This is a genomic window from Ruoffia sp. FAM 20857, assembly GCF_045528645.1.
Taxonomy (GTDB): domain Bacteria; phylum Bacillota; class Bacilli; order Lactobacillales; family Aerococcaceae; genus Ruoffia; species Ruoffia halotolerans.
Map to the genome: position 1 here is coordinate 1 of NZ_JBGQRB010000141.1, position 255 is coordinate 255.

The 255-nt window shown below is 41.2% G+C and carries 1 pseudogene; it reads left to right on the top strand.

Annotated elements, in window-relative coordinates:
* Nucleotides 1-255, top strand: a pseudogene (locus ACEN4N_RS11590) (IS30 family transposase); the annotation flags it as partial.

Here is a 255-nt window from a genome sequence, read left to right on the forward strand (position 1 = left end):
ACACCCATCTTACCACGGATGAACTGGTGATGATAGAATCATATTACCACCAACATATTCCGGTCTCGACCATTGCCAGTCGTTTAAAACGTTCTAGAACACCCATTTATAACGTCATCAACTTCTTAAAAGAGGGCCATACCGCCATTGAGTATTACCAACAATATAAGAAAAACAAACAACGGTGTGGTAGACGTAAGTGTGTCCTTCCTGCAGACCAACAAGTCTACATTAAAGAAAAAGTCTCACAGGGCT